Source organism: Sphingosinicella sp. LHD-64, assembly GCF_031157375.1.
Classification (GTDB): domain Bacteria; phylum Pseudomonadota; class Alphaproteobacteria; order Sphingomonadales; family Sphingomonadaceae; genus Allosphingosinicella.
The window spans coordinates 644,274-670,055 of sequence record NZ_JAVIFV010000003.1; the positions used below are offsets into that span (position 1 = coordinate 644,274).

21 protein-coding genes are annotated in these 25,782 nt (G+C 68.2%); 11 read left to right on the forward strand and 10 right to left on the reverse strand.

All coding sequences use genetic code 11. The features are described from left to right. Positions 1-2 precede the first annotated feature (2 nt). The 3 genes from RCO27_RS11100 (at position 3) to RCO27_RS11110 (ending at position 1,837) form a co-directional block, all read left to right on the forward strand. The gene (locus tag RCO27_RS11100; protein WP_309002739.1) at positions 3-632 is read left to right on the forward strand and encodes an NAD(P)H-dependent oxidoreductase; all 630 of its coding nucleotides are present in this window, start codon (positions 3-5) and stop codon (positions 630-632) included. A gap of 3 nt (positions 633-635) precedes the next feature. Further along, positions 636-965, forward strand: coding sequence for a multidrug efflux SMR transporter (locus tag RCO27_RS11105; protein WP_309002740.1), 330 nt, complete (start codon positions 636-638; stop codon positions 963-965). Between the two features lie 125 nt (positions 966-1,090). Continuing rightward, positions 1,091-1,837: a class II aldolase/adducin family protein gene (locus RCO27_RS11110; protein ID WP_309003201.1), complete on the forward strand. Its 747-nt coding sequence runs from the start codon at positions 1,091-1,093 to the stop codon at positions 1,835-1,837. Between the two features lie 10 nt (positions 1,838-1,847). Here the strand turns inward: RCO27_RS11110 and RCO27_RS11115 are convergent, their stop codons facing one another. From RCO27_RS11115 to RCO27_RS11135, 5 genes are all read right to left on the reverse strand, one after another. Continuing rightward, entirely contained in the window at positions 1,848-2,249 is a 402-nt protein-coding gene (locus RCO27_RS11115) for a YciI family protein (RefSeq protein ID WP_309002741.1), read from the reverse strand. Positions 2,250-2,356: 107 nt separating this feature from the next. Further along, entirely contained in the window at positions 2,357-2,752 is a 396-nt protein-coding gene (locus RCO27_RS11120; protein WP_309002742.1) for a lysozyme inhibitor LprI family protein, read from the reverse strand. A gap of 31 nt (positions 2,753-2,783) precedes the next feature. Continuing rightward, entirely contained in the window at positions 2,784-4,073 is a 1,290-nt protein-coding gene (locus RCO27_RS11125; protein WP_309002743.1) for an MFS transporter, read from the reverse strand. Between the two features lie 119 nt (positions 4,074-4,192). Then, complete coding sequence (locus RCO27_RS11130) at positions 4,193-6,544, reverse strand: TonB-dependent receptor (protein ID WP_309002744.1); 2,352 nt, start codon at positions 6,542-6,544, stop codon at positions 4,193-4,195. A gap of 14 nt (positions 6,545-6,558) precedes the next feature. After that, on the reverse strand, positions 6,559-7,407 hold the full coding sequence (locus RCO27_RS11135) for an alpha/beta hydrolase (protein ID WP_309002745.1): 849 nt from the start codon (positions 7,405-7,407) through the stop codon (positions 6,559-6,561). A 215-nt stretch (positions 7,408-7,622) separates the two neighbouring features. Here RCO27_RS11135 and RCO27_RS11140 point away from each other — a divergent pair, with 215 nt between their 5' ends. Then, complete coding sequence (locus tag RCO27_RS11140; protein WP_309002746.1) at positions 7,623-8,264, forward strand: L,D-transpeptidase family protein; 642 nt, start codon at positions 7,623-7,625, stop codon at positions 8,262-8,264. Between the two features lie 2 nt (positions 8,265-8,266). On the opposite strand, the gene RCO27_RS11145 is transcribed toward RCO27_RS11140, so the two are convergent. The 3 genes from RCO27_RS11145 to RCO27_RS11155 are packed head-to-tail and all read right to left on the reverse strand — an operon-like array spanning position 8,267 to position 11,837. Then, positions 8,267-8,824, reverse strand: coding sequence for an MAPEG family protein (locus RCO27_RS11145; RefSeq protein ID WP_309002747.1), 558 nt, complete (start codon positions 8,822-8,824; stop codon positions 8,267-8,269). A gap of 53 nt (positions 8,825-8,877) precedes the next feature. Beyond that, complete coding sequence (locus RCO27_RS11150) at positions 8,878-9,813, reverse strand: alpha/beta hydrolase-fold protein (RefSeq protein WP_309002748.1); 936 nt, start codon at positions 9,811-9,813, stop codon at positions 8,878-8,880. Further along, positions 9,810-11,837 (reverse strand): glycoside hydrolase family 97 protein, encoded by a 2,028-nt coding sequence (locus tag RCO27_RS11155; protein ID WP_309002749.1) that lies wholly within the window; start codon positions 11,835-11,837, stop codon positions 9,810-9,812. Before RCO27_RS11155 ends, RCO27_RS11150 begins: the two co-directional genes overlap by 4 nt. Positions 11,838-11,914: 77 nt before the next feature. On the opposite strand from RCO27_RS11155, the gene RCO27_RS11160 reads away from it, so the two are divergent. Then, positions 11,915-12,925: a LacI family DNA-binding transcriptional regulator gene (locus RCO27_RS11160; RefSeq protein WP_309002750.1), complete on the forward strand. Its 1,011-nt coding sequence runs from the start codon at positions 11,915-11,917 to the stop codon at positions 12,923-12,925. Between the two features lie 8 nt (positions 12,926-12,933). Here RCO27_RS11160 and RCO27_RS11165 read toward each other — a convergent pair whose 3' ends face one another. Then, complete coding sequence (locus RCO27_RS11165) at positions 12,934-14,547, reverse strand: alpha-amylase family glycosyl hydrolase (RefSeq protein WP_309002751.1); 1,614 nt, start codon at positions 14,545-14,547, stop codon at positions 12,934-12,936. Further along, entirely contained in the window at positions 14,544-16,358 is a 1,815-nt protein-coding gene (locus tag RCO27_RS11170) for an alpha-amylase family glycosyl hydrolase (RefSeq protein ID WP_374990385.1), read from the reverse strand. Before RCO27_RS11170 ends, RCO27_RS11165 begins: the two co-directional genes overlap by 4 nt. Before the next feature lie 474 nt (positions 16,359-16,832). On the opposite strand from RCO27_RS11170, the gene RCO27_RS11175 reads away from it, so the two are divergent. The 6 genes from RCO27_RS11175 to RCO27_RS11200 all read left to right on the forward strand — a co-directional run bounded on the left by RCO27_RS11175 (position 16,833) and on the right by RCO27_RS11200 (position 25,782). Continuing rightward, positions 16,833-19,658 (forward strand): TonB-dependent receptor, encoded by a 2,826-nt coding sequence (locus RCO27_RS11175; protein ID WP_309002752.1) that lies wholly within the window; start codon positions 16,833-16,835, stop codon positions 19,656-19,658. Positions 19,659-19,843: 185 nt separating this feature from the next. Then, positions 19,844-21,349 carry an MFS transporter gene (locus tag RCO27_RS11180; protein ID WP_309002753.1) on the forward strand — a complete coding sequence of 502 codons (1,506 nt, stop codon included), beginning with the start codon at positions 19,844-19,846 and terminating at the stop codon, positions 21,347-21,349. A gap of 122 nt (positions 21,350-21,471) precedes the next feature. After that, the gene (locus RCO27_RS11185) at positions 21,472-22,284 is read left to right on the forward strand and encodes a phytanoyl-CoA dioxygenase family protein (RefSeq protein ID WP_309002754.1); all 813 of its coding nucleotides are present in this window, start codon (positions 21,472-21,474) and stop codon (positions 22,282-22,284) included. Next, positions 22,281-23,399 carry an alcohol dehydrogenase catalytic domain-containing protein gene (locus RCO27_RS11190; RefSeq protein WP_309002755.1) on the forward strand — a complete coding sequence of 373 codons (1,119 nt, stop codon included), beginning with the start codon at positions 22,281-22,283 and terminating at the stop codon, positions 23,397-23,399. Before RCO27_RS11185 ends, RCO27_RS11190 begins: the two co-directional genes overlap by 4 nt. Continuing rightward, positions 23,396-24,217, forward strand: a complete 822-nt coding sequence (locus tag RCO27_RS11195) for an alpha/beta hydrolase-fold protein (RefSeq protein WP_309002756.1) — start codon at positions 23,396-23,398, stop codon at positions 24,215-24,217. The genes RCO27_RS11190 and RCO27_RS11195 overlap by 4 nt, the downstream gene beginning before the upstream one ends. 2 nt (positions 24,218-24,219) lie before the next feature. Continuing rightward, positions 24,220-25,782 (forward strand): alpha-amylase family glycosyl hydrolase, encoded by a 1,563-nt coding sequence (locus tag RCO27_RS11200; protein WP_309002757.1) that lies wholly within the window; start codon positions 24,220-24,222, stop codon positions 25,780-25,782.

Here is a 25,782-nt window from a genome sequence, read left to right on the forward strand (position 1 = left end):
ACATGCCCAGACTGCTTTTCATCGAAGCCTCGCCACGCGGCGGGCGCTCGTCGTCCACGGCGGTTGCAGCCCGTCTGATCGAACGCCTTGTCGCGACACAGCCGGAGCTTGAGGTCGACCACCTCGCCTTGTGGGACGAGGCCTTGCCCGAATTCGACGGCGCCACTCTCGCCGCCAAATATGCCCGCCTCGCCGGCCAGCCGCACGACGCCGCGCAGGCCGAGGCCTGGGCGGTCATCGAGCGGATGGTCGCGCGCCTCGCGGTGGCGGACCATGTCGTCATCGCGACGCCGATGTGGAATTTCTCGATCCCCTACCGGCTGAAACACTATATCGATCTCGTCACGCAGCCGGGCCTCAGCTTCACCTTCGATCCGGCGACCGGTTACAGTCCCCTGCTCGCGCCGCGACCCCTGCACATCGTCCTGTCGAGCGCCGGCGACTACCGTTTCGGCCCCAGCCGCGGGCGGCCCGACCTCGCCACCCCCTATCTCGCAGCGGCGCTCGATTTCATCGGCCTCAGCGATCCGGTGTTCGTCCCCGTCGGCCCGACGATCGGCGCACCGGACGAGGTAGCAGAGGGGCATGCCCGCGCGCTGCGCCAGGTCGACCTCGTAGGCGGGGAGGGCTGAGCCATGTCCAATGCCCTTGCCTGGACCATGCTCGTCGCGTCCGGCCTCATCGACGTCGCCTGGGCGATCGCGACCAAGAAGGCGGACGGCTTCCGCAACCCGGAATGGACGATCGTCTCGCTCGTCCTGCTCGCCGCCTTCGTCGTGCTGCTCACCAAGGCGCTCTCCGCCCTGCCGCTCGGCGTCGCCTACACCGCCTGGGTCGGGATCGGCGCGGTCGGGACGATCGCGGCGGGCATCATGCTGTTCGGCGAGCCGCTCCAGCCCGCCCGCCTCGCCTTTGCCGGCCTCGTCGTCATCGGCGTGATCGGCCTCAAGGTCGCGTCCACGTGACTCGCGTCGGCGCGCCCGAATCGCTAGACTGCCGGCAAAACCGGGAGAGCGAGATGGGACGGATCGACACCATGGCCCGCAGCATGGCCGAGGCGCATGCCTTGGCGACGGTCGAGATCCCGCCGATGCAGGACAAGGTGAGCCCCGAGGAATGGAAGGTCCGCGTCGATCTCGCCGCCGCCTACCGGCTCGTGGCCTATTTCGGCTGGGACGACCTTATCTTCACCCATTTGTCGGCGCGGGTGCCGGGGCCGGAACATCATTTCCTGCTCAATCCCTACCAGCTGATGTTCGAGGAGGTGACCGCCTCCAGCCTGGTCAAGGTCGACATGAACGGCGCGCCCGTGGAGCCGACGCCGTTCATCACCAATGCGGCGGGCTTCACCATCCATTCGGCGCTGCACATGGCGCGCGAGGACGCCCAGGCGGTGATGCACCTGCACACGCCCAACGGCCAGGCGGTGGCGGCACATGCCGAAGGCCTGCTGCCGCTCACCCAGACCGCGATGGTGATCCGGAGCGAGATCGCCTATCATGATTATGAGGGGATCGCGGTCGATCTCTCGGAACGGGAGCGGATCATCGCCGATCTGGGCGACAAGAGCGCGATGATCTTCCGCAACCACGGCACGCTGACCGTCGGCGAGACTGTCGGGGAGGCCTTCCTCAAGCTCTACTTCCTCGAACGCGCCTGCGAGGCGCAGGTGCTCGCGCTCTCCGCCGGTGAGGCCAATCTCAACAACCCGCCGCAGGGATCACCGGAAGTCGCCGCCGAGCAGGGCAAGGCGAGCCTCAAGGTCGGCGCCAACCTGCTCGCCTGGCCGGCGCTGCTCCGCAAGGCCTACCGGCTCGACCCGGGTTTCGCGACCTAGGGTCCAGGCGTCAGCGCGCGGCCTCGACCAGCGGCCGCTCCGTATGGAAGCGCGGCCGCCATTGGCGCAGTTCGCCCGCGAACACGCCGTTGACGATGGCCGGGTCGGCCGCCAGGATCGCCTGCGCCTCGGCAAGGTCGACGGCGCGAACGATCGCCATGCCGCCGTCCATCCCGACATAGCCGCCGCCGGCGAAGCCACGCCCCTCGCGCACCAGCCGGTCGTGATAGGCGGCGTGTTCGCGCAGGTCCTGCTGGCGCATCGGCACGCCCGGCCGCCAGGACGGGCCCGGGCTGAACAGGATCAGGAACAGTTCGCGCGACGGCGTCGCGGTCGCCTGGCCGGGGGACTGGGCCGCAGCCGGAAAGGCGGCCAAGGTCATTGCGAGTGCAAACAGAACGGCCTTCATCATTCCGCCTCCCACTTTTTGCCCGCCCTTGGGCACAAGGGCGGCATATTGCAATCGAAGTCCGGCCAAAATGCATCCGGACCCTGTCAAACGTCGGACTCCCTGGCCTGTTAGGACCCCCGGTACCGCTCCAGCCAAGCGATCCGGCGGATCACCTCGCGCTGGACGCAGCCGTCGGTGTTGAGGAGGTCGGCGGTCCCGCCGGTCCCACCCTCCCTGCAATGATCGAAGCGGACCCTCAGCCATGCGCGCTGCGCGTCGCGGAGGCGAATGCGGGCCGGCGCCGCGAGCCGCGTCATCCGGTCGCGATAGACCTGGTTCAGCCGCCGATCGAGCCGGGTATATTCCTGCGACGAACAGTCTCGCATGTCGACGGTGCTCACCGCCCGGTCGATGCAGACCGTCCAGGCGCGCGACAGGTAGCGATCGGCCTCGGCATCGCTGATCCGGAAGCCGGCATAGCCGCTGTCGGAGGACGCGACGGCTGCTCCCGCAAGACCGAACAACGCGACTGCGCCTGCGACGCCGAGCCTCGCACTATTCCGAAAGGGATGCCTCATGGCCATACCAGTCCTTCCTCAACCGCCGCGAGGCGACAAAGTAGAGCAAGGCGCTGAGCAGGTAAAAGCCCAAACCGTAGAGGATCGAATATCTGAGCGCGTCCTCGCCATAGGTCGCGGTCATCGCGTCCGACATAAACCCCAGGAAGAAGATGCCGAAGCCGATCCCGATCAGGTTGTTGATGAAGAGGAAGCTGGCCGAAGCGGTCGCCCGCATGTTGGGCGGGACGATATGCTGGACGGCGGCGATGACCGGGCCGAGCCAGGCGAGCGCCAGCATCTGGCCGATCACGAACAACACCCAGCCGATGGCGAGCGACCCGGCGAACAGGCCGGCGGCGAAGACCGGCGCGGTGATCAGGAAGCAGATGGCGGGAATGCGGGCATAGGAGCCGGGGTCCGACGGACCGGTACGGTCGCCGAGCCAGCCGCCGAGCCAGGTGCCGGCGACGCCGCCGACAAGCACGATCGAGCCGTAGAACCAGCCGACTTCCGAGAGCTCCAGATCGTAGCTGCGGGAAAAGAAGCTCGGCAGCCAGAAGATCAGTCCGTAGCCGAGGATCGAGCCGGAGGCGGCGCCGAAGGAGAGCAGCCAGAAGCTGGGCGTCCGGGCCAGCCGGGTGGCGACCTCGGCGAAGGGCGGCGCCGGATCGCTGGGGGCGCCGTCAACGCTGTCGAAGCCGCCGCGCACGGGCTCCTTGATACCGAACCGCACCAGCAGCGCCGCTGGGAGACCGGCTAGGCCGACGATGATGAAGGCCGAGCGCCAGTCGAGATTGCTGGCGATCCAGCCGCCGAAGAACACGCCGAGCGCCGATCCGATCGGGATGCCGAGCGAGAACAGCGCCAGGGCCCGCGCCCGCTTCTCCTTCGGGAAATAGTCGGAGACGAGCGCATAAGAGGGGGCCACGCCGCCCGCTTCGCCGATGCCGACGCCCATGCGGGCAAGGAACAGGTGCCAGAAATTCTGGGCGAAACCGCAAAGTGCGGTGAAGCCGCTCCACAAGGCCACCGACAAGGCGATGATCTTCACCCGGCTCCTGCGGTCCGCCAACCAGGCGATCGGAATGGCGAGGCCCGAATAGAAGAGCGCGAAGGCGATGCCGCCCATCAGGCCGAGCTGGCGATCGCTGAGAATCAACTCCGCCTTGATCGGCACCGCCAGCACGCCGATGATCTGACGGTCGATGAAGTTGAAGATGTAGGCGAGGACGAGGATGAGGAGGACGCGTCCGCCCGGGCTCGCCGCTTTCCTCGTCCCCGCCATATGAAGACTCCCAGGTGTTTGGATTGCGCCTCGCCCGTCATTGCGAGGAGCGAAGCGACGAAGCAATCCAGGAACCGCCGCGTCCGATGGATTGCTTCGCTGCGCTCGCAATGACGAAGCTAGAAGTTCATGCCGATCGACAGATAGACCTGTCGCGGGTTGCCGTAATAGGCGGTGAGCACGCCTTCCGCACCCAGTGTCGGATCGAAGCCCGGCACGTTGGCGGGCAAGCCGGCGCCCACGCCGTTGCCTTCAAAAGCACCCGTGTCCGGATCCTGATTGAGGAAATTGTAGCCGGACACGATATAGCGCTTGTCGGTGAGGTTGCGGCCATGGAGGCCGATCGACCAGCGGTCGTCATCCGAACGCCACACCAGGCTCGCATCCCACAGCGCATAGCCGGGCTGGTCGAGCCCCGGCGTGCGCAGCTCGAATTGCTGGCTGGCGCTGCGGTACGAGAGGGTGGTGATGAAGTTCAGCAGGCCCGGACCGACCGGCACGCCATAGTTGAGCGTGCCGCTCGCCGTCCATTCCGGCGTGTTCTGGATCGCCCGCCGATCGGCGACATCAATGCCGCGGGCATCGATGAACTCGCGATATTCGGCATCCAGATAACCGAGCGACCAGGAGAAGTTCAGCGAATCGCCCTCGCTGCCGAAATCGCGCGCGACGATCGCATTGCCCTCGAACTCGACGCCGCGAAAGCGCGCCTTGCCGGCATTGGTGGTGACACCAATGAAGGTCTGCTGCCCGCCGACCGTGGTGCCGATCGAGCCCGGCACCTGCACGTCGCGGTAATCGGCATGGAACAGCGCCAGGCTGAAGTTCACCCGCCGGTCCCAGAGCGACGCGCGATAGCCGAGCTCGTAGCTGGTTACCGTCTCCGGATCGAACGAGATGAAGTCGAAGATCTCCTGCGGGGTGCAGAGACCGCCGGTCGCGTTCCGGCACGCGGAGGTCTGGCCGCGCGGATCGAAGCCGCCGCCCTTGAAGCCGCGCGAATAGCTCGCATAGATCGTCTGGTTCTCGGCGGGCTTGAAGCTCACCGAGGCACGCGGCGTGAACTCCTCGAAGTCCGCCGTGCCGGTAAAGTCCGAAGTCGTGGCGAACAGCATCCCGCCGCCGCCGAAGAAAGGCGAACCGCCGCCAAGGAAGGTCTGCCTGAGGATGTCCGACGTGCGCTTGTCCCAGGTGTAGCGGCCGCCGACCGAGACGCTGAACTGCGGCGAGAGATCATAGGTGAAATCACCGAAGATCGCCGAGGTCTGGGTTTCCACGTCGCCGAAGGTCAGCGCGGTGACCCCGCCCGGCAGGCGCACGTCGAAGATCGTCTCCGCATTGGCGTCGAGATAGTAGAAGCCGATCAGGCCGTTGAAGGGCCCGCGATTGTAGAGGACCTGCAGCTCCTGGCTGGTCTGGCTGTTGCGATAGACCGCCGGCACGTCGACGTCGACCGCGGGCAGCGCGTCGAAGTCGATCGGCGTGTTGCTGCGGTCGCGGCGATAGGCGGTGATCGAGCGCAGCGTCCAGCCGTCGGCCGGCTGCACCTCCGCGAACAGGCTGACGCCCCAGGCACGCACGTCCTGCTCCGGATCGAGCAGCCCGCCACGGCTGTCATAGACGTCCTCCAGCACCGGCGTGCCGCTGACCAGGCCGGGGATCAGCCGGTGGCCGCCGCGCGGCTCGCTATTGTCCTGGGTGAGATCGCCCTGGATGCGGACGAAGAGGTTGTCGTCATTGTTGACCTCGACCGCCAGGCGCCCGGCCCAGATGTCGCGGTTGTAGTTTTCGAGGCCGGTGGTGAGATTGTCGCCGAACCCGCCGCGTGACAGGCGCGCGGCCGACCCGCCGATCCGCAGGAGCCCGTCGCCGACCGGGGTGCTGCCGGTCAGAACGAGGTCGGCCTGGTCATAGGTCCCGACGGTGGCGCGCACCCGAAGCTCCGGATCGCGCGGCATCCGGCGCGTCACATATTTGATCGCGCCGCCGATCGTGTTGCGACCGTAGAGCGTGCCCTGCGGACCGCGCAGGATCTCGATCCGCTCGACATTGTAGATGTCGAGGAGCGCGGCTTGCGGGCGATTGAGATAGACGTCGTCGACATAGATGCCGACCCCAGCCTCGAAGCCCGCGACCGGGTCCTGCTGGCCGACGCCGCGGATGAAGGCGGTGAGCGTCGAATTGGTGCCGCGCGAGGCCTCCAGCGTCACGTTCGGCGTGGTGTCGGCGATGTCGGTGATGTCGAGCGCGCCCTGCGCCTCGAGCTGTTCGCCGGAATAGACCGAGAGCGCGATCGGCACGTCGAGCAGGCTTTCCGCCCGGCGCCGCGCGGTGACCACGATCTCGCCCTCGTCGCTGTTCGACAGCGCGTCGCCGGCCGGCGGCGGCACATCCTGGGCACAGAGCGGGGTCGCGGCAGCGAGCGCGATCAGGGCGCTGCCGAGCTTCAGGCTGGAAAATCTGCGGGACATGATGCTCCTCCTCATCAATTCGTCGTTTCGGGGTTGCGGGCGCAGGACAGGCGCGCCGCGAAATCTCGCAAGGTACGGTTGAAGGCCTCGGGCGCCTCCAGATGCGGGGCATGGCCGGACGCGTCGAAGCGAACGGACCGCGCATCGGGCAAGGCCGCGACCAGATGGTCGGCGGTGTCGTCGCCATAGAGCCGGCTCTGGCCGCCATGGACGATCAGGGTCGGGTGGGCGATGCGGCTCAGGAGCGTCCGCACGTCCTGGCGGACGAGCGACGCCCAGACCGCGGCGATCGCCTCGGGATCGCTGCGGGCGAATTCGACGCCGGCCCATTCGGCGGCATCCTGAAGGTGCGCCGGCACCGGCTGGGCGAAGATGCCCTGCCCGGCGCCCCGCGCGAAGCTGTCGAAATCGTCGCGGATCGCGGCGCTGCGCGCCTCGCAGGCCTCGGGCGAGAGGCCGAGATCCCATTCGGCGTCGTTGCGCACCCGCGCGGTCATGTCGATCACCACCGATCCGACGAATCGCGCCGCCGCCGGCCCGGCGAGCACATGCCAGAGCACGGTGGCGCCGAGCGACCAGCCGACCCCGATCGCGTCCTTGAGATCGAGCGCGATCACCAGCTCGGCGACGTCGGCCGCCATCCGCTCGACCGTCGCAGTCGCGGCACCGGCGGCCGAATCGCCATGGCCGCGCAGGTCGAGCGTGACCAGCCGGAAGCCGTCGGCGAGCGGCGCCTGCTCCCGGAAGAAGCCGCCATGCGCCATCAGCCCGTGCAGCAGCACGAGCGGCGTGCCGGCTCCCCCTGAAGGTGCCGTGTCGCGATAGGCGATCCACGCCCCGTCCGATGCGGTGAAACCTGGCAAACACCCTCCCCCCGCCAGCGCGCCCCGGTTCGGAGTTCTTCGGCGTTCGGCGGACAGGTGGCGCGCCCTGAAAACTGAGTCAATATTCAAGTTGAAATCTGATTCAGTTTTCTGAAAAGTGTGGCAAGAAGGTTTCACTCCACATCTGTCCCCTTGAGGCACAGCCCGAATCCGCCGCTTGCATCGCGCCCGCGCCCGGCGTGAAAGCCTGGGCGATGCCGCTCGACCGACTCTGGATCGCCGCCAAGCTGGGCTTGTTCGCCGCGTTCGCCGGCGGCTTGATGCTCGCCGCCCCGCCCCTCGTGTCGGCCGACGCGCCGTCGGCGCCCACGGCCCGCCCGGCCCCGGAGCGCGCCGCCGCCCAGGCACCCGCGCCGGCGCAGCCCGCCAATCCGCGGTTCGGTGGCATGGAGATCGTCAGCGAGCTGGACATCCCCCACTGGCTGCGCCCGGGCGAATATGCCTGGAACCCCGAGGGCGCGCCGCAACGGGGCCCGACCGTCATCGTCGTCAACATCCGCGGCCGCGTCCTCTCCGTCTACCGCGCCGGCGTCGAGATCGGCCGCTCCAGCCTGATCTACGGCGCCGACAACAAGCCCACCCCGCACGGCACCTTCCCGATCCTGGAGAAGGACGAGGACCACTGGTCCAACCTTTACGACGCGCCGATGCCGCACATGCTGCGCCTCACCTGGGACGGCGTCGCCATCCACGGCTCGCCGGAACTCGCCGACGACATCGGCACCCACGGCTGCATCGGCCTCCCCCGCGAATTCGCGGCGTTGCTGTTCGATGTGGCGCGGGTGGGTGACCGGGTCTTGGTCTGGAACGGGACGAACCGCTCCCAGCCTATCTGACGCTATCCCGGACGCGGCACCGCGCCGGCGAGCTGGCCGATCAGCAGCACCACGCCGACCGCATAGCAGATCATCGCCGGCGTCGCGGTCAGCACCATGCCGAAGGCGCGGGCGGCCGCCCCTTCCGGATAGGCGCGGTAAAAAAGCAAGCGGCCGGCGGGGAACAGCAACGCGGCGGCGAGGGACAGGGCCAGCCAAGCGCCGCCGACCACTGCCGCGAGAACCAGATTGGCGCCGACCCCCAGGAAGGCCTGTTCGAGCGTGTTCTGGAGGAAGGCGGCACGGCGCGCGAGCTGCGGGCTGGGCGGCGCGATGGCGGCCCCGCCGATGTCGGCGGCGGAATGGAAGCGCCCGCTCGCGACCAGGCGGAAGGCGACGAGGACCGCCAGGAACTGCGGCAGGCTCGCCTGGAGCGCGAAGGCGATGCGGTCGGCCGTCCCGGTGGGAAGGGCGATGAGTCCGGGAAGCAGCGCGACCGCTGCCGTGCATGAGCCGAGGCTCAGCAGGATGGCCAGGCCGGCGCGACGCCGGATCGTCCGCTGTTCCGTTGCGAGGTCCATCCATGCCCCCTTCGGTCTGGATGCGCCCCGCCGGCTTCAGCCGTCAAGCGGCTTCACCGGCGTTCCTGCGCTGCGATCGGCGGAAGCAGGAACCGCAGCGGAATGTCGACCCGGGCACGCCAGGCTTCCTCGTTGTGCGCGGCGCCGGGGAAGTTGCGGCTGATCCAGTCGCGGTCCCGGACCCAGCTCCGCGCGGCGACGAGGCGGTCGATCCGGCCCTGATAGGCCGCATAATGGCGGTCGAGCGTCTCGCTGCCATGGTCGAAATAGAGACGGTGACGACCCGGACGGGGCAGCGCGGCGCGCAGATAGGTCTCGAAGGCGGTGGCGACGGCGTTCACGTCCGCGTCGCCGAGGCTTTCGCCGTCGGGCGGGAGGATCAGCGGCCAGTGGGTCGAGACCGCGCCCGCCGCGCCGAACACCTCGGGATATTCGGTAAGAGCATAGAGCGAGATGAGGCCGCCCATGCTTGAGCCCATGATCGCGGTGTTCGCGCGGTCGGGCGCGGTGTTGTAGCTGCGGTCGATGAACGGCTTCAGCGCGCGCACGATGAAGCGCAGATAGCCATCCGACAGCGGATCGCCGCCATAGAGGCCGCGCACCCGGTCCATGTAACCGGCAGGGAGGCGATCGAACGCCTTGGCGGGGACATATTCGCGCAGCCGCAGCGGTGTGTTCCAGATGCCGACGATGATCGTCCGGCGCATCGCGCCTTCCGCCATGAGGCGTGCAGCGGCCCCGTCCACGCCCCATTCCTGTCCGCCATAGCCGGTGCGGCCCTCGAACAGGTTCTGGCCGTCGTGCATGTAGAGCACGGCATAGGGCGGGCCGTCCGGATCATAGGTCGGCGGCAGCCAGACGGTCACGTTGCGCGGTGCCGCAAAGGACGACGGGAAGTTGCGATACTGCTGCAGCTGCCCGGTCACCTGGGCGGAGGCCGGCGCCATGGCCGCGAGCAGCGCGACGAGGAGGGCGATGAGCCGGCTCATCGGCCGAGCGCCACGAGCCGGATCGCCTGGCCGCCGCCCGGGGCGAGGCGCAGGGTCAGCGTGTCGGTGCTGGTGACGATCCGCTCCTCGATAGCTATGTCGCCCGGGTTGGCGCGGTAGTCCGCGTTCGGGCCGTCACGGTAGATCTGGGCGCGGTATCGCCGGCCCGGCGTGAGGAAGCCGAGCGAGGCGTTCAGGACGCGGCCCTCCTCGTCGGTGACGGCGCCGAGATACCAGTTTTCGCTGGCCCGGTCCTTGCGGGCGATCGTGACATAGTCCCCGATCTCGCCATTGAGGACAAGGCTTTCGGACCAGTCGACCGGCACGTCGCGGATGAACTGGAAGGGCCGCGGATTGGCCTCGTAATTCTCGAGCAGGTCGGCGGCCATCTGCAGCGGCGAATAGATGATGACATAGAGGGCGAGCTGCTTCGCCCAAGTCGTCTGGACGCCTTGCGGCGAGCGGGTCCGCATGCCGAAAATGCCGGGCGTATAGTCCATCGGCCCGGCCAGCATCCGGGTGAAGACCAGGTTCGCTTCATGCTCGGGCGGGTTGGAGGGATTGCCCCAGGCCGAATATTCCATGCCGCGGGCACCCTCGCGCGCGATGATGTTGGGATATGTGCGCCTGAGGCCGGTATCCTTGGTCGGCTCGTGGGCGTTGACCGAGATACGGTGGCGCGCCGCCGCCTCGATCACCCGCATGTGATGCTGGTTCATCGCCTGGCCCTCGTGCCAGGCGTAGAGGATGCGCCCGTCGGCTCCGCGCACTTTCGCCTGGCCGGCGTCGGCCACATATCCCGTCTTGACCGCATGGACACCGAGCCGCTGGTAGAGGCTGAACGCATCCTCCATCTGGTCCTCGTAATGAGCGGCGAAGCCCGAGGTCTCGTGATGGCCGATCAGCTGGACGCCGCGCCGGCGGGCATAAGCGGCGAGGCCCTCCAGGTCGAAATCCGGATAAGGCCGGGTGAAGCTGAACTCCTGGCCGTTGCCGAACCAGTCTCCGTCCCAGCCGACATTCCAGCCTTCGACCAGCACGCCGTCGAAGCCGTTCGCGGCGGCGAAATCGACATGGCGGCGGACATTGGCGGTGGTGGCGCCATGGCGGTCGCCCGAGGCCCAGGTCGCGCGGTCGAGATGCATCTCCCACCACACGCCGACATATTTCATCGGCCGCACCCAGGAGACGTCGCCGAGCCGGTTCGGCTCGTTGAGGTTGAGGATGAGGTTGCTCATCGCCAGCCCGCCGGCGCTGTCGGCGACCTGCAGCGTCCGCCACGGCGTCGGAAAGGGCGCCTGGCGCCGCACCTTGGCGCCGTCCGTCCCCGGCGTGAGCGCGGCGCGGAACCGGCCGTGGCCCATCGATGCGAGGTTCATCCCCGAATAGTCGATCAGCGCCGCTTCGTGGAAGGCGATATGGAGGCCGTTGTCGGTCCTGACCGTCATCGGGGTCTGGGCGGTGCCGACCGCGGAAATCGGGGTGCGGTTGTAGAGATATTCCTCGCGGTTCCATTCGAAGGCGGGGATCCACCAGGCGGTGCCCGGATCGGCGACGGCGAACTCGGTCAGCTCGTCCTGGATCTCGACATTGGCCAGGTTCGGCTGCTCGGGGAATTCGTAGCGGAAGCCGATGCCGTCGTCGAAGACGCGGAACACCACGTCCAGGCTGCGCGCGAGGCCGGTCCGCTCGGTGAAGCGGACGCGCAGCTCATTGTAGTGGTTGCGCACGAAACGGCGCTCGCCCCAGGGCTGCTCCCAGGTCTCGTCGAAGCTGCGGGTCGATTGCGAGTCGAGCGCGAAATTGCGTTCGAGCTTCGGCGCGTTGAGCAGCAGGAAGCCGAGCCGCGACGGGGCGATGATCTCGCGGCCGAGACGCTGGACCGAATAGCTCGGCCGCCCTTCGGGATCGAGCTGGAGCTCGGCGCTCAGCACCCCGCCGGGCGAGGCGATCCGCGCGACCGTCTCGGCCGAGGCCGGCGCCGCGAGCAGCAGCGTCAGGAGCGCAATCAGGCGTCCGATCATCAAAGGCCTCCATCCGGCTTGCAAAGGCGCGCGCCCTGCCCAAGAGTGCTGCAAATTTTGCAGCAAAGTTTGCGGGAATGAACGGGCGCACGACCAGGCTTCAGGACATCGCGGCGCTCGCCGGCGTCTCCATCTCGACCGCGTCGCGGGCGCTGAACGACAGCCCGTCGATCAACGCGCGCACCAAGCAGCTGATCTGGAAGCTGGCGCGCGAGCACGATTATCCGTTCCGCCGCTACATGCCGGCGGGGCCGATCGGCGCCAACGGCACGATCGCGGTGGTGGTGCCGCCGCCGCAGGGGCGCGAGGGGCAGCTCGACGATCCCTTCTTCCTGGAGCTGTTCGCCGGGGTCAGCGACGCGGCGCGCGAGCGCGGCTGCGACCTCCTGGTCAGCCATCTCCTGCCGGCCAGCTTCGCCGACCTGTCGGCCGCGATGACGACCAGCCGGGCCGACGGCGTCATTTTCCTGGGTCAAAGCTCGCTTCACCATGCGCTCAACCGGCTCGCCGAGAGCGAGGGGAGGTTCGCGGTCTGGGGCGCGCAGCTGCCGGAGCAGGCCTATTGCTCGGTGGGATCGGACAATCTCGCCGGCGGCCGCCGGGCGACGGCGCACCTCGTCCGGCTGGGGCGGCGGCGCATCGTCTATCTCGGCGACACCGAAGCACCGGAGGTGACCCAGCGGGTGCGCGGCCATGTCGAGGCGCTGGAGCAGGCGGGGATCGCCCACGATCCGGCGCTGATGGTGCCGGCCCATTTCACCGTCGAATCGTCCGAAGCATCGGTCGACGCCCTGCTGGCGCGCGGGGTGAAGTTCGACGGCATCGTCGCCGCGAGCGACCTGATCGCGCTGGGCGCCATCCGGGCGCTGCTTCATGCCGGGATCAGCGTCCCCGAGGACGTGTCGGTGATCGGCTATGACGACGTGCCGTTCGCCCGCTACAGCCGCCCGGCGCTCACCACCTTGCGACAGGACACGGCACGCGCGGGCCGCCTGCTGGTTTCCAAACTGCTCGACACCGGCGGAGGCGAGATGCGCTCGGAACGGCTGCCGACCGAGCTGATCGTGCGGGAAAGCTGCGGCGGCTGAGCGCCCCGTCATGACGCCTTGGCGATGAAGCCGCCGAGCGGCGTCAGCCGTTCCCCGGCGCCGGTGGATTCGATGGTCCGCCAGCGGGCCGGCAGCGGGTAATCGGCCGACTCATCGCCGAGGTTGAACACGCAGAGCAGACGGTCGTCGCCCGCTCCGCGATCGAACGCGACCAGCGGCGCCGGTACGTCCAGCATATGGGCGATGCCGGTCCTGAGCGCCGGCTCCTGCTTGCGCAGTGCGATGATCCGTCGGGCGAAATGGAGCATCGAGCCCGGATCTGCCTCCTGCCGGTCGACCGCGCGGGCGACGTGCGCGGCGTCGATCGGCAGCCAGGGCTCGACGATCGAGAAGCCGGCATGGGCTTCTCCCGCCCGCCACGGCATCGGCGTGCGCGCGCCGTCGCGGCCGTGCGTCTCGGGCCAGTTGGCGATCGCCTCCGGGTCCTGGAGCCGGTCGAACGGCACCTCGGCCTGGGGCAGGCCGAGCTCCTCGCCCTGGTAGAGGAAGATGTTGCCGCGCAGCGCGACGAGCAGCAGCATGGTGAGCCGCGCGACGGCTTCGGGGTCGCGGCCGGCCGCCCAGCGCGAGATGTGGCGCGGCGCGTCATGGTTGGAGAAGGCCCAGCTCGGCCAGCCCTCCCCGGCCTCGCCCGGCCAGAGCGTCATCGTCTCGCGGATCAGGGCAGGGGTCAGGCTGTCGGCGTAGAGATAGTTGAAGCCGTAGGCGCTGTGCAGCCGATCCGGTTCTTGGGTGAACAGCTTCATCTCGCGGTTCGCTTGCTCGCCGCCGACCTCGGCGACCATGAAGCGGCCGCCATAGCTGTCGGTGAGCGCGCGCACCCGGGCGAGGAAGGCCGGGATGTCGGCATGCGACTGGTTGTGGAGATGGTGCTGGAAGTCGAACGGCTTGCGGCGTTTGCCCGTGCCCGGCACGACCGGCGGATTGTCGGTCAGGGCAGGATCGTGCATCGCGAAGTTGATCGCATCGAGGCGGAAACCGTCGACGCCGCGGTCGAGCCAGAAGCGGGTGACGTCGAGGATCGCCGCCTGAACCTCGGGGTTGTGGAGATTGAGGTCGGGCTGGCTCGACAGAAAATTGTGCAGATAATATTGGCCGCGCCGCGCGTCCCAGGTCCAGGTCGGGCCGTAGAAGACGGACTGCCAGTTGTTCGGCGGCGATCCGTCCGGCTTCGCGTCCGCCCAGACGTACCAGTCGGCCTTGGGATTGTCGCGGCTCGCCCGGCTCTCGCGGAACCAGGCATGCGCGTCCGACGTGTGCGAATAGACCTGGTCGATGACGACCTTGAGGCCGAGCTGGTGGGCACGCGCCAGCAGCCGATCGAAATCCTCGAGCGTCCCGAAGATCGGATCGACCGCCCGATAATCGGAGATATCATAGCCGAAGTCGCGCATCGGCGAAGCGAAGAAGGGAGACAGCCAGATCGCGTCGACGCCCAGCGACGCGACATGATCGAGCCGCGCCGCGATGCCCGGCAGGTCGCCGACGCCGTCGCCGTTGGAATCGGCGAAGCTGCGCGGATAGATCTGGTAGATGACGGCGCCCCGCCACCAGTCTTCGGCGGCCGCTTCGGTGGACGGGATGGACTGAAGCTGATTCAACGCGCGTCTCCGGGCCGCAGCGAGCGGCAGATCACGAAATCGAGGGGCGGGATGTCGACCCGATAGCTGCCGGGGGCGCTCACGCGCGGGGCGCAGGTACCGTGCACCGCTTCGAAGCGGTCGAGCCCGGCCGAGACCCAGAGGTTGGCAGCGAGCGGAGTCGTGCCGGTGTTGAAGACGATCAGCGTCTCGCCGCCGCCGTCGGGCGCGCGGCGCGAGATCGCGAACAGGCCGGGGCCCTCGGTCGAGGTGTTGAGCACCCGCTGGGCGCCGCGGCGCAGCGCCGGATCGGCGGCGCGGATCGCGGCCATGCGGGAGATCGCGCGGTAGAGCGGGGCATCGGTGTCGAAATTGGCCTGCGCGGTGGTCGCGTTCGAGCCGACCAGCCGATTGTCGTTGTAGGAGGCGACGCGGCTCGCGAACATGTCCTCGCGCGCGTCCTGGTCGCCACCGTCGCCGGCGAAGCCCTGCTCGTCGCCATAATAGAGGGTCGGCACGCCGCGCGCGAACATGAGAAGCGCGTGACCGAGCGTGACGCGCTTCAGCACTTCGTCCTCGCTGGCCTCCGGATTGGCCTGGCGGACGAAATGGGCGAAGCGGCCCATGTCGTGATTGCCGAGGAAGGTCGGCAGGCGCCCCGCTGTCGCCACGCCGCCTTCGTAAAGGATGTCGGCCTGGAACAGGCGGGCGAGCCGCTCGGTCGGCGCGCGCCGCGCCACGACGTCGCTCACCGCCGACTGGAAGGCGAAATCGAGCACCGCGGGGAAGCGGTCGACCCGGATGAAGGTGGCGAGCGCCCCAGGGTCCGGATCATAGACCTCGCCGAAAATATGGAAGTTCGGAATACCCCGGGCGCGGGCCCGCTCGAGCATCGCCGGCACGAAGGCCTGCCAGAATTCCGGATTGACGTGACGCGCGGTGTCGATGCGGAAGCCGTCGACGCCGAAATCGTCGATCCACTGCCCAAAGATGTCGATCATGCCCTGAACGACGCGGGGATTCTCGGTGAACAGATCGTCGAGGCCGGCGAAGTCGCCGAAGCGGCTCGATTCCCCCTGGAAGGTGGTGTTGCCGCGATTGTGGTAGAAGATCGGGTCGTTCAGCCAGGCCGGCGATTTCGCGTGCTCCTCGCCGGCCGGGACATAGGGCTGCCAGGCGAAATCGGGCCGGGTCAGGCGGGCGAAATTCTCCGCCGTCTGCTGATCGACGCCGGCAAAGCCGTCATTGATCGCCGCGCCGTCCGGCCCGCCGCGCCGCGCATAGGGATAGTCGGCATGGCTGCGATAGGGGCAGTCGTGGGTGGCGCAGTCGCGGTAGCGGATGACGTCGGCGGTGTGATTGGTGATGATGTCGAGATAGACCTTCATGCCACGCGCATGGGCGGCCTCGACGAAGCGCCGAAGCTCCTCGCGCGTGCCGAGATGCGGGTCGACGTCGAGGAAGTCGGTGATCCAGTAGCCGTGATAGCCCGCCGACTCCTGTCCCGGCGGACCCTGGACCGGCTTGTTGCGATAGATCGGCCCGAGCCAGATCGCGGTCGCGCCGAGGCCCTGGATATAGTCGAGCCGGCGGGTGAGGCCGGCGAGATCGCCGCCATGATAGAAGCCCTTGTGGGCTGGATCGAAGCCGTGTTCGAGGCGCCCGCCGGCGATGCCGCCGCGGTCGTTCGACGGGTCGCCGTTCTCGAACCGGTCGGGCAGGACGAAATAGATGAACTCGTCCTCGGGCAAGCGCGCGCGGAACGACTCGGGCGCGGCCGGCTGGGCGCAGGCGGCCCCGGCGCAGCCGATCAGGCCCGCGAGCGCGAGGATGAGCGTCCGGCCTGTCCTGCCTCTCCGGTTTCGCGACTCGCCGATCACGCGTCCCCTCTCTCGCCTTCATCGCGCCGGACGGGGCCGGCTGGAAGATTTGCCGTTGTTTGCGATTATTTGCAATCGCTGTTCGCTCGTCAAGCCCGAACAGGGCCAGTTTAGGCATCCAGCGTATTATTAATTATATTTCAGTATGTTAGATCTAACCTGCAACATGAAGAACGCGATGATCTGGCGGCTGATCCAGCCCGTCTGTAATTTTTCACTTGCGAAATGTGTCATTCATTTGCAGTAATTTGCGAAACAGAGACCGCGAAGCCGACGCGGCGGTGAGGGAGGGCGGATGGCGGAAGCTGCACCCCTCGACAGTTTCAACGATGTCCGTGGCCGCGCGTGGTGAGGTGGCGCCGGACGACGAGACCAAACCGGCTGCGCCGGGCCAGTCGCCTGTCAGCCGCGAAAGGAGAGGGGGAGATGATGAATCCGTCCGAGTCGCGCCGGGCCCGCCTGCTGCGCAGCACTGCCGCTTTGACCATGCTGATCGGCGCGGCGACGCCGGCCTTCGCCCAGCAGGAGGCGCAGGATCCGACCCCGGCCGACGCCGTCGCGGCCCAGGGCGAGGACAGCGCGATCGTCGTCACCGGCTTCCGCGCCAGCCTCCAGAACTCGATCGCCGCCCGGCGCAACGCCGACATCATCCTCGACGCCGTTTCGGCCGAAGACATTGCCGGCCTCCCCGATGTCTCGATCGCCGAGGCGCTCGCCCGCCTGCCCGGTGTCACCTCGCAACGCACCGGCGGGCAGGCGAGCGCGATCAACGTGCGCGGCCTCAGCCAGGACCTCGTCTCGGCGACCCTCAATGGCCGCGAGCAGGTCTCGACCAGCGGCCTGCGCACGATCGAGTTCGACCAATATCCATCCGAACTGCTCAGTCAGGCGGCGGTCTACAAGTCGCCGATGGCCTCGCTGATCGAGGGCGGAATCGCCGGCAAGGTCGAACTCCAGACGGCGCGCCCGCTCGACCAGCGCGATCCGTTCACCGTCTCGGTCAACCTGCGCGGCAGCTGGAACGACCGGGCAGGCCAGAGCCCCGATGCCGACGAGTTCGGCTACCGCGCCTCCATCTCGTTCCAGGCCAAGCTGCTCGACGACACGCTCGGCATCGCGCTCGGCTATGCCCGGCTCGTCCAGCCCAATGTCGCGACCCGCTTCGTCGGCTTCGACTATACGCGCACCGGCACCAATGGCGGCGGCAACGCCGTCGACCTCGACAATGACGGGGTCCGCGACGGCATCCCGTTCGGCTTCGAGCTGATCCAGTTCGGCGGCCGCGAGACCCGCGATGGCGTGCTCGGCGTCATCCAGTACGAGCCGACCGAAAGCACCCGCCTGCTCATCGACGGCTATTATTCGCGCTTCCGCTCCGACGTGCGCCGCCGCGGCGTGCGCGCCTTCGGCACCCAGAACGGCAACACCGCGCTGGGCACGCTGCAGAATCCGATCGTCGAGAACAGCGCGATTATCGGCGGCCGCTACGTCAGCGGCAACGGCGTCGACGTCGAGCTGGTCAACCAGGACGAGAGCGACCGCGACGAACTCTACACGATCGGCGCCAACTTCCAGCAGGACTTCGGCGACCGGGTGACGCTGAGCCTCGATGCGAGCTATTCGCGCGCGAACAGCTACTTCGTCGACACCGGCGTCAACATCAACCCGTACCGGCGCAATCCGGACGGCACCTTCACCCGCCTGGGCGCGATTCCCGGCGCGCTGATCGTCGATTACCGGCTCAACGGGCTCAGCCTGCCCGATGTCGCGATCAATCACGATTTCACCGACCCGGAGCTCAACCGCTTCCAGGGCTTCTTCATCGTGCCGCGCGAGGACGATGACGAGCTGATCGCCTTCGCTGCCAACCTGCAGGTCGATCTCAACGGCTTCTTCCGCTCGCTCCAGGTCGGGGCGCGCTATTCGACCCGCAACGCCGAGCGAATCCGCACCTCGTTCAACTCGTTCGGGATCGCCAACAATGTCGCTATCCCCTCCGATCTGTTCCAGATCGCGGGCTTCCGGGGGCCGTTCGCCAATGCCGGCTTCCCGGACTTCCTCGTCGCCGACATCGATGGCCTGCTCGACGAGTTCGTCGGGCCGGACCGGGTGGCGGACCAGAGCTTCGGCTTCACCCGGGACCAGAGCTTCATCGTCGAGGAAGATGTCTGGGCGGGCTACGCCCAGCTCAATTTCAACTCGGTGGTCGGCGGCCTCAACTTCCGCGGCAATTTCGGCCTGCGCGTCGTCCACACCGACCAGAGTTCGACCACCTCGCTCGTCGATCCCTCCGTGCCGGGCGGCCAGACCCGGTACACGCTGACCACCGGCGACAGCTATCTGGACTTCCTGCCGTCGGCGAACCTGATCCTCGAGCTCGGCGAGGCGGACCGCCTGCGGCTCAGCATCTCGCGCCAGATCAGCCGGCCGCGCTTCTTCGATCTCGGCGGCGGCATCGGCATCAATCTGATCAACATCGGCGGCGGGGTTTTCCAACCGAGCGGCAGTGGCGGCAATCCGCGGCTCCGTCCGTTCCGCGCGAACATGTTCGACTTCGCCTACGAGCATTATTTCGGCAACAGTGGCATCCTCGTCCTCAGCGCCTTCTACAAGGATCTGAAGAGCTTCATCGTCGGCGGCACCGTCGACGAGTTCAATTTCCGCGAGGCCGGCTTCACCTTCCCGCCGCTCCCGACCAATGCGCCGCCCGGCGCGACGATCCTGGACAGCGGGCCGCTGTTCGCGCCGATCAACGGCGACGGCGGCTATGTCTACGGTTTCGAGGCCCAGTTCACCAAGACCTTCACCGAGCTTCCGGCGCCCTTCGACGGTCTTGGCGTCACGATGAACTATGCCTATTCGCAGAGCAGCCTCGACATTACCAACAACCTGTCCGGCAATACGTTGACGATACCCTTGCCGGGCCTCTCGAAGCACGTCTTCAACCCGACGATCTTCTACGACCGCAACGGCTTCGCGGCCCGCGTCGGCATCCGCTACCGGAGCGGCTTCGTCGCGCCGCAGTTCGGGCTCAACGAGCAGATTACCGACAATGCGCCGGAAACCGTCGTCGATGCGCAGCTCTCCTACACCTTCCAGGAGAACAGCGCGCTGCGCGGCCTGACCCTGTACCTGCAGGGCAACAACCTCACCGACGCGCCGACCCGCTCCTATTTCGGTCAGGAGGCACAGACCGGGACGTTGCAATATTTTGGCCGCCAGTTCTACGCCGGGGCGACCTACCGGTTCTGACAGCGATGAGCCGGGGTGGATAGCGATCACACAAAGCCGCTCATCCTGAGTAGGGACTGAGCAAAGTCGAAGTCCCGTATCGAAGGACCATTGGATAGGCCGTTCGTCCTTCGATACGCCGCGCCAAAGCTCAACGGCTACTCAGGATGAGTGGCCTAGTGTGACTGCATGTGAGAGGAGGTTCGATGGCCGGCAGCCAGGCTGCGCCCGCACCGAGGAAGCCCCTGCTCGGCTTCCTCGGGCTGTGGAACATCTCCTTCGGCTTCTTCGGGATCCAGATCGGCTTCGCGCTGCAGAGCGCCAATGTGAGCCGCATCTTCCAGACGCTCGGCGCGTCGATCGACGACCTGCCGATCCTGTGGGTGGCGGGGCCGGTGACCGGCCTGCTCGTCCAACCGGTGATCGGCTATCTGAGCGACCGCACCTGGGGCCCGCTCGGCCGGCGGCGGCCCTATTTCCTTGCCGGCGCGGTCCTCGCCTCGCTGGCGCTCATCGCCATGCCGCACGCCTCGGTCCTGTGGATCGCGGCCGGCCTGCTCTGGATGCTCGACGCCTCGATCAACGTCGCAATGGAGCCGTTCCGCGCCTTCGTCGGCGACATGCTCGACGAACGGCAGCGCACCAGGGGCTACGCCTTCCAGACCGCCTTCATCGGCGCCGGCGCGGTGGTTGCCTCCCTGACCCCGGCGATCCTCACCAACCTGTTCGGCGTCGACAACACCGCACCGGCCGGCGCGATTCCCGACGCGGTGCGCTACGCCTTCTACGGCGGCGCGGTCGCCTTTCTGGGCGCGGTGCTCTGGACGGTGCTGTCGACCCGCGAATATTCGCCTGAGCAGCTCGCCGCATTCGGCGAGACGGTCGAGCCCGCGCCCGTGCACGCCGATGCCGCGCCGCCGATCGGCTTCGCGCTGGCCTGCATCGTCGTCGGTGCGGCCAATGTCGCGCTCGTCGCCTGGCTGGGGCTCGACAAGCCGCTCTACATCCTGGGCTTCGGCCTCGCCGCTTTCGGACTGGCGCAGATCTACAGCAGCTGGCGGATGCGGCGGCACGCGACTCCGACCATGCTCGGCCAGATCCTCGGCGACCTGTGGACCATGCCGCCGACGATGCGGCAGCTGGCGCTGATCCAGTTCCTCTCCTGGTTCGCCTTGTTCGTGATGTGGATCTATGCGACGCCGGTCGTCACCCGCTACCAGTTCGGCTCGGCCGACCCGGCGACGCAGGGCTATAACGACGGCGCCGACTGGGTCGGCGTGCTGTTCGCCGTCTATAACGGCGTCGCTGCGTTCTATGCCTTCGTCCTGCCGGGGCTGGCGGCGCGATGGGGCCTCACCCGGCTGCACCTCGTAAACCTCGCCGTGGGCGGCCTGGCGCTGGCCTCCTTCGCGGTGATCCGCAGCCCCGATCTGCTGCTTCTGCCGATGGTCGGCATCGGCATGGCCTGGGCGTCGATCCTCACCGTCCCCTACGCGATCCTCTGCGGCGCGCTGCCGCAGGCGAAGCTTGGCATCTATATGGGGCTGTTCAACCTCTTCATCGTCCTGCCCCAGCTCGTCGTCTCCGCGGTGATGGGCTCGCTCTCCCGTCACCTCTACCCCGACGCGCCGATCGTCTCGTTCCTGATCGCCGGCGGCTTCATGGTCGCGGCCGGCCTGGCAAGCTTGCGGCTGCCGACCCAGAGGTCATGAATCCGACAGTTTTTCCACGTCTGCACGACAGCCTGTCACGGTGAACCCACAACGCTGGCGTGCTAGATTGGACAGGAAAGCAATCGTCGTCGCGCCACCGGAATGGCGCGGGGAGAGGACAGATGACCATTGATCTCGACCGCCCCTATGCGGTGTCCGAAGCGCAGATCGCCGCCTTCCGGCGCGATGGCTTCGTCCGCCTCAAGAATGTCTTCAACGCCGAGGAGCTCGCCCATTACGGCGCGGAGATCGCCCGGCTCACCATCGCGCTCAACACCCAGACGGTGCCGCTCGAGGAGCGTTCGACCTACGACAGGGCATTCCTCCAGATCATGAACCTGTGGGAGCAGGGCGGCCTCGCGCGCGAGTTCGTGTTCGGCAAGCGCCTCGCCCGGATCGCCGCCGACCTGCTCGGCACCAAGGGCGTCCGCCTCTATCATGACCAGTCGCTCTACAAGGAGCCCGGCGGCGGCATCACGCCGGCCCATGCCGACCAATATTACTGGCCGCTGGAGACCGACCGCACCGTCACCGCCTGGGTGCCGCTCCAGGCCGTGCCGCAGGAGATGGGGCCGCTCGGCTTCTTCGCCGAAAGCCAGCGGGTAGAGTTCGGCCGCGATCTCGGCATCTCGGACGAGAGCGAGCGCGCCATCACTGCGGATATGGAACGCCACGGCTTCCGTCTCGTCGACGCGCCGTTCGACCTCGGCGAGGTCAGCTTCCATCTCGGCTGGACCTTTCACCGCGCCGGCGCCAACCGCACCGATCGGCCCCGTTCGGTGATGACCGTGATCTACATGGACCGCGAGATGCGCCTGAAGGCGCCGAGCAACCATATGCAGCAGGCCGACTGGGAGCGCTGGTGCCCCGGCGCGAGGATCGGCGAAGTGATCGACACGCCGATCAATCCGGTCCTCTTCGAGCGCGCCGCGTGACGGCAGCGCCCGTCTCCGGCCTTGCCGCGCTCTCCGACGGCCGGGGCGGGTTCGTGCTCGACGAGATCGAGGTCGGGCCGCCGGGACCGGGCGAGGTCCGGGTGCGCATCGCCGCGGCGGGCCTGTGCCATACCGACCATGCCTCGCTCGGCTGGCCGGGGCCGCTGGTCCTGGGCCATGAGGGCGCGGGCCATGTCGAAGCGGTGGGCGAAGGCGTCGTTCATCTGACGCCTGGGCAACCGGTGCTGCTCAACTGGGCGATCCCCTGCGGCGCCTGCCCGCAATGCGCGGAGGGCGCCGCCGCCCTGTGCGACCGCACCCACGAGACCGATCCGTCCCGCTACGGCACCAGCCGCGCCCACAACGGCGCGACGCGCTGGCGGGGCGAGTCGGTCGCGCGGTCCTTCCACCTCGGCACCTTCTCGCAGCACACCGTCGTCCGCGCCGAAGCGGTGACGCCGCTGCCCGACGGCCTGTTGCCGGAACGGGCCTGCATCCTCGGCTGCGCGGTGATGACCGGGGTCGGCTCGGTCCTCAACGTCGCACAGGTGAAGCCGGGCGAGACGGTGGCCGTGATCGGTTGCGGCGGCGTCGGGCTCAACGTGATCCAGGGTGCCCGGCTCGCCGGCGCCGGCAGGATCGTCGCGATCGACCGGCGGACGGAAGCCCTCGAGCATGCCCGAGCCTTCGGGGCAACCGATGTCGTGGTCGCCCGCGAGAGCGATGCGGATCACGAGCAGGTGATTGCTGCGATGCGCGCGCTCACCGGCGGCCGCGGTGCGGATCATGCCTTCGAGGCGACCGGCGTCGCAGCGCTCGCCTTCCTGCCGCTCCGGCTCGCACGCAACGGCGGCAACGCGCTGCAGGTCAGCGGCGCACATGGCGAGGTCGCGGTCGCGATGCCGGATTTCTTCTGGAACAAGCGGTATATGGCGCCTCTCTATGGCGCCTGCGTGCCCGAGCGCGACTTTCCCCGCCTGTTCCGCTGGGCGGCCGACGGCCAGCTCCAGATCGACGCCCTCATCACACGCGAATATCCGCTGGAAGAGCTGGCAAGGGCGATGGACGACATGCTCGCCGGCCGCACCGCCAAGAGCGTGATCCGGATCGGATGAGCGCCGCGCCGTTCCGCACGATCGAATGCTCCGATCCCGCGATCGGCGCGGATGGCCTCACCTTCGTCACGGTCAAGAGCGCCGCGCTCGGCCAGCGGGCCGACATCACGTTCTTCGTGCCGCCCGAAGCGGAAGGGATCGCCGACGTGCCGCTCGTGCTGCTGCTCCACGGCGTCTACGGCTCGCATTGGGCCTGGGCGCTGAAAGGCGGCGCGCACCGGACCGCCGCGCGGCTGATCGCGGAGGGCGTGCTGCCGCCCGTCGTGCTCGCGATGCCGTCGGACGGCCTGTGGGGCGACGGCTCGGGCTACGTCGCCCATCTCTCGCAGGATTTCGAAAGCTGGATCCTCGACGAGGTGCCGGCCGCGGCCAGCCAAGTCTGCGCCGGCTGCACCGGACGGTCGCCGTTGTTCGTCGCCGGGCTCAGCATGGGCGGTTTCGGCGCGCTGCGACTGGCCGGCAAGCATCCCGGCCGCATCGCCGCGGCGGCCGGCCATTCCTCGATCACCGACATCGCCGAGCTCGACGCGCTGATCGAGGAGGATCGCCGCGGCTGGAGCGATGCGCCCGCCGACCGGACGGTGCTGACCGCCCTGCTCGACGCACCCGGGCCGCTGCCGCCGCTGCGTTTCGACTGCGGCCTCGACGATCCGTTCCTCGCCGGCAACCGCTGGCTGCACCATGCGCTCAAGGAAGCCGGCATCGCCCACACGTACAAGGAATCCGAAGGCGGCCACGACTGGCCCTACTGGTCGCGCACCCTGGCCGACACGCTGGCCTTCTTCGGCAGGATACTCAGAGGGGAGAAAGAGGCATGAGGATGAAGGCCTGGATCGCGGCGGCCTGCGTGGCGCTGGCGGCGGCTCCGTCCGGCGCTCCGGCGCAGGACCAGCCGGCGCCCGCCCGTGCCGCGGCGGGCGATGAGGTGTTCTACCACATCTTCATGCGCAGCTTCCGCGACGCCAATGGCGACCGGCAGGGCGATTTGAGGGGCCTGACCGGGCGGCTCGACTATCTCGTCTCGCTCGGCGTCACCTCGATCCTGCTGACGCCGCTCCAGCCCTCCCCCTTCTACCACAATTATTTCGCGACCGATTTCGAGGGCATCGATCCGGACTTCGGCACGATGCAGGACTATCTCGCCTTCATCCGGGCGGCGCACCAGCGCGGGCTCAAGGTCTATCTCGACCAGGAGATCCAGTATGTCGCGGAGGGCCATCCCTGGTTGACCGAGGCGCGCGGCAACCCCTCCTCCCCCTACAGCCGCAACATCCTGTGGAACCGCCCCGGCAATCTCGAGCCGGAGCCCTTCCTCAGCTACCCGGCCTGGGAAGGCTATGACGGCCGCTATATCGGCATCGCCATGGTCGACATGCGCCGCCCCGAGGTCCGGCGCTATTTCGAGCGGTTGTTCCTGTTCTGGCTCGATCCCCATGGCGACGGCAGCCTGCGCGACGGCGTCGACGGCTTCCGCATCGACCATATGATGGACGACCTCGACAACAAGGGCCGGCTCACCAACCTGTTCGCCGATTTCTGGCAGCCGATCTTCCGCGCCGTCCGGGCCCGCAACCCCCGGGCGCGGATCATCGCCGAACAGGCCGACTGGGGCTATGGCGACGACTGGCTGAGGCGCGGCGACGCCGATCTCGTCTTCGCCTTTCCGCTGCGCGGCGCGCTCACCCATCTCGACAAACGCGAGATCGTGACGGCGCTCGGCGAGATGGCGCGCCGCACGCCCGGGGGGCGGAGCCAGATCCTGTTTCTCGAGAACCACGACACCGACCGCTTCATGACGCTGGTCGACAGCGATCCGGCGCGCGCGCGCATGGGCGCCGCCCTCAGCCTGCTGCTGCATGGCGAGCCCTTGCTCTATTACGGCCAAGAGCTGGGGATGCGCGGCCGGACCCGCGAGGGCGGTTTTTCGGACGGGAACCACGTTCCGCTGCGCGAGGCGATGCGCTGGGCGCGCGACCTCGAGGCGCCGGGCTCGGCCATCTGGTATGCCGGCGACCGGCCCTGGTGGACCCGGCGCTACAATCGCAGCGAAGACGGCGTGTCGGTCGAGGAGCAGGCGGAGGCGCCGGACTCGCTGCTGAACTGGTATCGGACGCTGCTCGCCTTGCGGGCGCGGCGGCCGGAGCTGCGGTCGGGCGGTCAGCGCGTCCTGTGCGACGACGAGACGGCGATGCTGTGCATCGTCCGCGAAGCGGGCGCGGCGCGAACGCTGGTCCTCGCCAATCTCGGCCCCTCCCCGGCCCGGGCACGGCTGCCGGCCGATCTCGGCGGCGGCTGGACCGACCTTTTGCATGCGGGCGAGGCGATCGAGCCGGCGGCGCTGACGCTCGCGCCGATGGAAGTGCGTATCCTCGGCACCCGCTAG

Coding starts and splice junctions, on each gene's coding strand:
- RCO27_RS11115 (WP_309002741.1), bottom strand. CDS start 2,249: ATGATGAAGGCCGTTCTGTTTGCACTCGCAATGACCTTGGCCGCCTTT.
- RCO27_RS11150 (WP_309002748.1), bottom strand. CDS start 9,813: ATGAGCCGGCTCATCGCCCTCCTCGTCGCGCTGCTCGCGGCCATGGCG.
- RCO27_RS11130 (WP_309002744.1), bottom strand. CDS start 6,544: ATGTCCCGCAGATTTTCCAGCCTGAAGCTCGGCAGCGCCCTGATCGCG.
- RCO27_RS11140 (WP_309002746.1), top strand. CDS start 7,623: ATGCCGCTCGACCGACTCTGGATCGCCGCCAAGCTGGGCTTGTTCGCC.
- RCO27_RS11105 (WP_309002740.1), top strand. CDS start 636: ATGTCCAATGCCCTTGCCTGGACCATGCTCGTCGCGTCCGGCCTCATC.
- RCO27_RS11160 (WP_309002750.1), top strand. CDS start 11,915: ATGAACGGGCGCACGACCAGGCTTCAGGACATCGCGGCGCTCGCCGGC.
- RCO27_RS11100 (WP_309002739.1), top strand. CDS start 3: ATGCCCAGACTGCTTTTCATCGAAGCCTCGCCACGCGGCGGGCGCTCG.
- RCO27_RS11145 (WP_309002747.1), bottom strand. CDS start 8,824: ATGGACCTCGCAACGGAACAGCGGACGATCCGGCGTCGCGCCGGCCTG.
- RCO27_RS11195 (WP_309002756.1), top strand. CDS start 23,396: ATGAGCGCCGCGCCGTTCCGCACGATCGAATGCTCCGATCCCGCGATC.
- RCO27_RS11185 (WP_309002754.1), top strand. CDS start 21,472: ATGACCATTGATCTCGACCGCCCCTATGCGGTGTCCGAAGCGCAGATC.
- RCO27_RS11125 (WP_309002743.1), bottom strand. CDS start 4,073: ATGGCGGGGACGAGGAAAGCGGCGAGCCCGGGCGGACGCGTCCTCCTC.
- RCO27_RS11175 (WP_309002752.1), top strand. CDS start 16,833: ATGATGAATCCGTCCGAGTCGCGCCGGGCCCGCCTGCTGCGCAGCACT.
- RCO27_RS11155 (WP_309002749.1), bottom strand. CDS start 11,837: ATGATCGGACGCCTGATTGCGCTCCTGACGCTGCTGCTCGCGGCGCCG.
- RCO27_RS11110 (WP_309003201.1), top strand. CDS start 1,091: ATGCAGGACAAGGTGAGCCCCGAGGAATGGAAGGTCCGCGTCGATCTC.
- RCO27_RS11200 (WP_309002757.1), top strand. CDS start 24,220: ATGAAGGCCTGGATCGCGGCGGCCTGCGTGGCGCTGGCGGCGGCTCCG.
- RCO27_RS11180 (WP_309002753.1), top strand. CDS start 19,844: ATGGCCGGCAGCCAGGCTGCGCCCGCACCGAGGAAGCCCCTGCTCGGC.